Raw genomic sequence first — 3,402 nt, 5'->3', positions numbered from 1 at the left:
GTGGGGCCGGGGCCCCACATCAGCTTGCCCTTCACCAGCGGGTCGCCGCCTTCGGGGCGGGCCGAGCGGACGAGGTCGAGGATCGCGTCGACCACGGTCTCGCCCACCGGCAGGCGGCGCACGAGGCGCTGCGCGGTCAGCAGCGCGTCGGTCGACATCACGGCCTTCACGCCCTGGTCGGCGACGCCGGTGGTCTCGATCAGGATGCGGCGCTCGGCGGCGCGGTCGGGATAGCCGACGTCGATCTCCAGCAGGAAGCGGTCGAGCTGCGCCTCGGGCAGCGGATAGGTGCCCTCCTGCTCGATCGGGTTCTGGGTGGCGAGCACGTGGAACGGCCGCGGCAGGTCGTGGCGCTCGCCGGCGACCGAGACGAAGTTCTCCTGCATCGCCTGCAGCAGCGCGGACTGCGTGCGCGGGCTCGCGCGGTTGATCTCGTCGGCCATCAGGAGCTGGGTGAAGACCGGGCCCTTGACAAAGCGGAACGAGCGGCGGCGGTCGGCATCCTCGTCCAGGATTTCGGTGCCGAGGATGTCGGAGGGCATCAGGTCGGGCGTGAACTGCACCCGCCGGGCGTCGAGCCCGAGCACGGTGCCCAGCGTCTCGACGAGCTTGGTCTTGGCCAGACCCGGCAATCCGACGAGGAGGCCGTGGCCGCCGGCCAGGATCGTGACGAGGGCGAGGTCGACGACCTTCTCCTGTCCGAAGATCACCCCGTGGATCGCTTCGCGCGCCTGGCCGACGGAGGCGAGGCAGGCTTCGGCGGTGGCGACGATGCCGTCGTCGAGGGTGGTGGCGGACGAGCCCTGACTCATGCCGATGGGGTTTCCGTCTTGATCGTCGGGCCTTGCAGCCGGGGGCGACGCTGGCGTCGTTCTGGGGGCGGAGTGTGCGGCGGTTCGTGACCGGCTGGCAAGGCCGGCATCGCCGCAGGTTCGTGGGGCGCGACCTGTGGCGCTTCAGCTACGCTCCGACGCCGTCACCTGGGTCTGGCCGTCCGAGGGCGCGACCGCGTCGCAGGAAAACGGGTTCGGCGGCGCGTTGACCCCCCGCCAGCGCGCGAAGCGCCAGGGCAGGAACCAGCGCGCCCGCGTCGGCAGGGCGTCGGGCACGAGGTCGATGCCGTGGGTGCCGAAGGGACCGCAGCGGCAGATCCGCGAAAATCCCATCCAGGCGCCGGGCCAGAGCCCGTGCCGGGCGATCGCCGCGTCCGCGTAGTCGGAGCAGCTCGGCCAGTGCCGGCACTGTCGGCCGACGAGGCCGGACAGCGTGAGTTGATAGCCGCGGATCGCGATCCGCGCGGCACGCCGCAGCATCGCGTCAGGCGGCGCGCCTGGCGGCCTCGATGCGGTCGAGGGCCTCCACCACCGCGTCGAAGGTGAGGAGGGTCGAGGCGTGGCGTGCCTTGAAGTCGCGCACCGGCGCGAGCACGGAGAGGTCGGCCCAGCGGCCCTCGGGCGCCGGGCCGTTCGCCTTCAGCATCGCACGCATGGTCTCGCGCACGCACCGAAGCTCCTCGGGGCTGGAGCCGACCACGTGCCGCCCCATCAGCGAAGACGAGGCCTGGCCGAGCGCGCAGGCCTTCACGTCGTGGGCGAAGTCGGCGACCGTCCCGTCGGCCCCGAGCACGAGGTCGACGGTCACCGTCGAGCCGCAGAGCTTCGAATGCGCCGTCGCGCTGGCGTCCGGCGCCGAGAGCCGGCCGAGCCGGGGGATGTCGGCGGCGAGTTCGAGGATGCGCCGGTTGTAGATGTCGTCGAGCATGGGCGCCTTCCGCTCCTTGTCGCTGCGTGGTCGGTCGCTGCGTGGTCGGCCCCGTGCGAGCCGCCCTTGCGCCCCGCGCGCCGTGCATTGCGCGATCGTGCAAGAACGACGATATAGGCCGCTTCAGGCCGTTTCGCGAGGAGGCGGCTCGTCGACCAGGGTCGCGCCCACGGCCACGGACACCGCAACCACCGGGGCGCCGGCCCGGAGCCATCCGGGCTCCGAGACGGTTCGACCGACATGTACGCCAAGCCGGACAGTACGACGATGAAGGCCCGTGTGGCGCGGGCCGGAGATGCCATGGATGCCGCGCTCAAATCACTGTCCTACGGCGCCGCCCGTCCCCTTCCCGAGGCCGAGCCGAGCTTGAGCGTCATGCGCAACGACAACGACCGCGTGGTGGCGAGCCTCGCCGAGCGCCGTGCCGAGACGGCCGCGCCGGACGGCGCCAAGGACATCGCGAAGAAGCCCGAATCCGCGACGCGGGTGCCCGACGGCATCGCCCTCGCCCGCCCGAGCCGCGAGGAGGCCGAGGCCGCCGTCCGCACCCTGCTGCGCTGGGCCGGCGACGACCCGAACCGCGAAGGCCTGCTCGACACCCCGGCCCGCGTGGTCAAGGCCTACGGCCAGCTCTTCGGCGGCTACGAGGTCGACGCGGACGCCCTGCTCGAGCGGGTGTTCGAGGAGGTCGAGGGCTATTCCGACATCGTCCTGGTGCGCGACATCCCGTTCTACTCCCATTGCGAGCACCACATGGTGCCGTTCATGGGCCTGGCGCACATCGCCTACTACCCGACCAAGGGCGTGGTCGGCCTGTCCAAGCTCGCCCGCGTGGTGGACACCTTCGCCCGCCGGCTGCAGACGCAGGAGACGATGACCGCCCAGATCGCCGACGTGATCGAGAGCATCCTCAAGCCCCGCGGCGTCGCCGTCCTCGTCGAGGCGGAGCATCTCTGCATGGCGATGCGCGGCGTCCAGAAGGCCGGCGTTTCCACCATCACCACCCAGTTCCGCGGCGCCTTCCGCGAGGACGCCAGCGAGCAGGTGCGGTTCCTGACGCTGGTCCGCGGCGGCAAGTCGTAGCCGCATTAAGGCGTAGCCGCATTCATGTGGCGTCGCCGCCCCTTCCCTCCCCCGCAGAGGGGGGAGGGATGCTCGCGGACCGAGTGCTCTGCGCAGGAACCGTCATCCGATGACCGTCCCCCCATTCGATCCGCCCGGTAGCCGTACCGAGGTCGAGGAAGGCGTGGTCTTCACGCCCCGCTTCGACCGCGACGGGCTCGTGGCCTGCATCGCCGTCGACGCGCAGGACGGCCGCGTGCTGATGCTCGCGCACATGAATGCCGAATCGCTGCGACGGACGCTGGAGACCGGCGAGGCCTGGTACTGGTCGCGCTCGCGACGGGAACTCTGGCACAAGGGCGCGACCTCGGGCCAGGTCCAGCGCGTCGTCGAGATGCGCACCGATTGCGACCAGGACGCGCTGCTGATCACCGTCGCGGTCGGCGGCGACGGCGGCTGTTGCCATACCGGGCGGCGCGCCTGCTTCTACCGTAGCGTCGCCCTCGACCCGGACGGCCGCGCGGTGCTGAACCCCGCCGGCCCATGAGCGGCGCGCACGCCCTGCTGCGGCACGCGGCG

The 3,402-nt window shown here is 71.8% G+C and carries 5 protein-coding genes; 2 read left to right on the top strand and 3 right to left on the bottom strand.

Going from position 1 to position 3,402, the window contains the following annotated elements; all coding sequences use genetic code 11:
* The 3 genes from FV222_RS20655 to FV222_RS20645 form a co-directional block, all read right to left on the bottom strand.
* The coding region (locus FV222_RS20655; RefSeq protein ID WP_147815527.1) for an AAA family ATPase at positions 1 to 812 on the bottom strand (812 nt) is incomplete at its 3' end.
* A 144-nt stretch (positions 813 to 956) separates the two neighbouring features.
* Positions 957 to 1,313: a membrane protein insertion efficiency factor YidD gene (gene yidD / locus FV222_RS20650; protein ID WP_147815526.1), complete on the bottom strand. Its 357-nt coding sequence runs from the start codon at positions 1,311 to 1,313 to the stop codon at positions 957 to 959.
* A gap of 4 nt (positions 1,314 to 1,317) precedes the next feature.
* On the bottom strand, positions 1,318 to 1,761 hold the full coding sequence (locus tag FV222_RS20645; RefSeq protein WP_147815525.1) for an iron-sulfur cluster assembly scaffold protein: 444 nt from the start codon (positions 1,759 to 1,761) through the stop codon (positions 1,318 to 1,320).
* 240 nt (positions 1,762 to 2,001) lie between these two features.
* On the opposite strand from FV222_RS20645, the gene folE reads away from it, so the two are divergent.
* Positions 2,002 to 2,844 carry a GTP cyclohydrolase I FolE gene (gene folE / locus FV222_RS20640; RefSeq protein ID WP_147754509.1) on the top strand — a complete coding sequence of 281 codons (843 nt, stop codon included), beginning with the start codon at positions 2,002 to 2,004 and terminating at the stop codon, positions 2,842 to 2,844.
* Positions 2,845 to 2,953: 109 nt separating this feature from the next.
* Complete coding sequence (gene hisI, locus FV222_RS20635; protein ID WP_147815524.1) at positions 2,954 to 3,370, top strand: phosphoribosyl-AMP cyclohydrolase; 417 nt, start codon at positions 2,954 to 2,956, stop codon at positions 3,368 to 3,370.
* The last annotated feature ends 32 nt before the right edge of the window (positions 3,371 to 3,402 follow it).

The sequence above is a fragment of the Methylobacterium sp. WL103 genome (genome assembly GCF_008039885.1).
Taxonomy (GTDB): Bacteria; Pseudomonadota; Alphaproteobacteria; order Rhizobiales; family Beijerinckiaceae; genus Methylobacterium; species Methylobacterium cerastii.
Note: the sequence above shows the minus strand (reverse complement) of the source record. Positions and strands in the feature narration are given on the sequence as shown.

Excerpts from the sequence above, each read along its gene's own strand:
- hisI (WP_147815524.1), top strand. The coding sequence starts at position 2,954 with ATGACCGTCCCCCCATTCGATCCGCCCGGTAGCCGTACCGAGGTCGAG.
- yidD (WP_147815526.1), bottom strand. The coding sequence starts at position 1,313 with ATGCTGCGGCGTGCCGCGCGGATCGCGATCCGCGGCTATCAACTCACG.
- FV222_RS20645 (WP_147815525.1), bottom strand. The coding sequence starts at position 1,761 with ATGCTCGACGACATCTACAACCGGCGCATCCTCGAACTCGCCGCCGAC.
- folE (WP_147754509.1), top strand. The coding sequence starts at position 2,002 with ATGTACGCCAAGCCGGACAGTACGACGATGAAGGCCCGTGTGGCGCGG.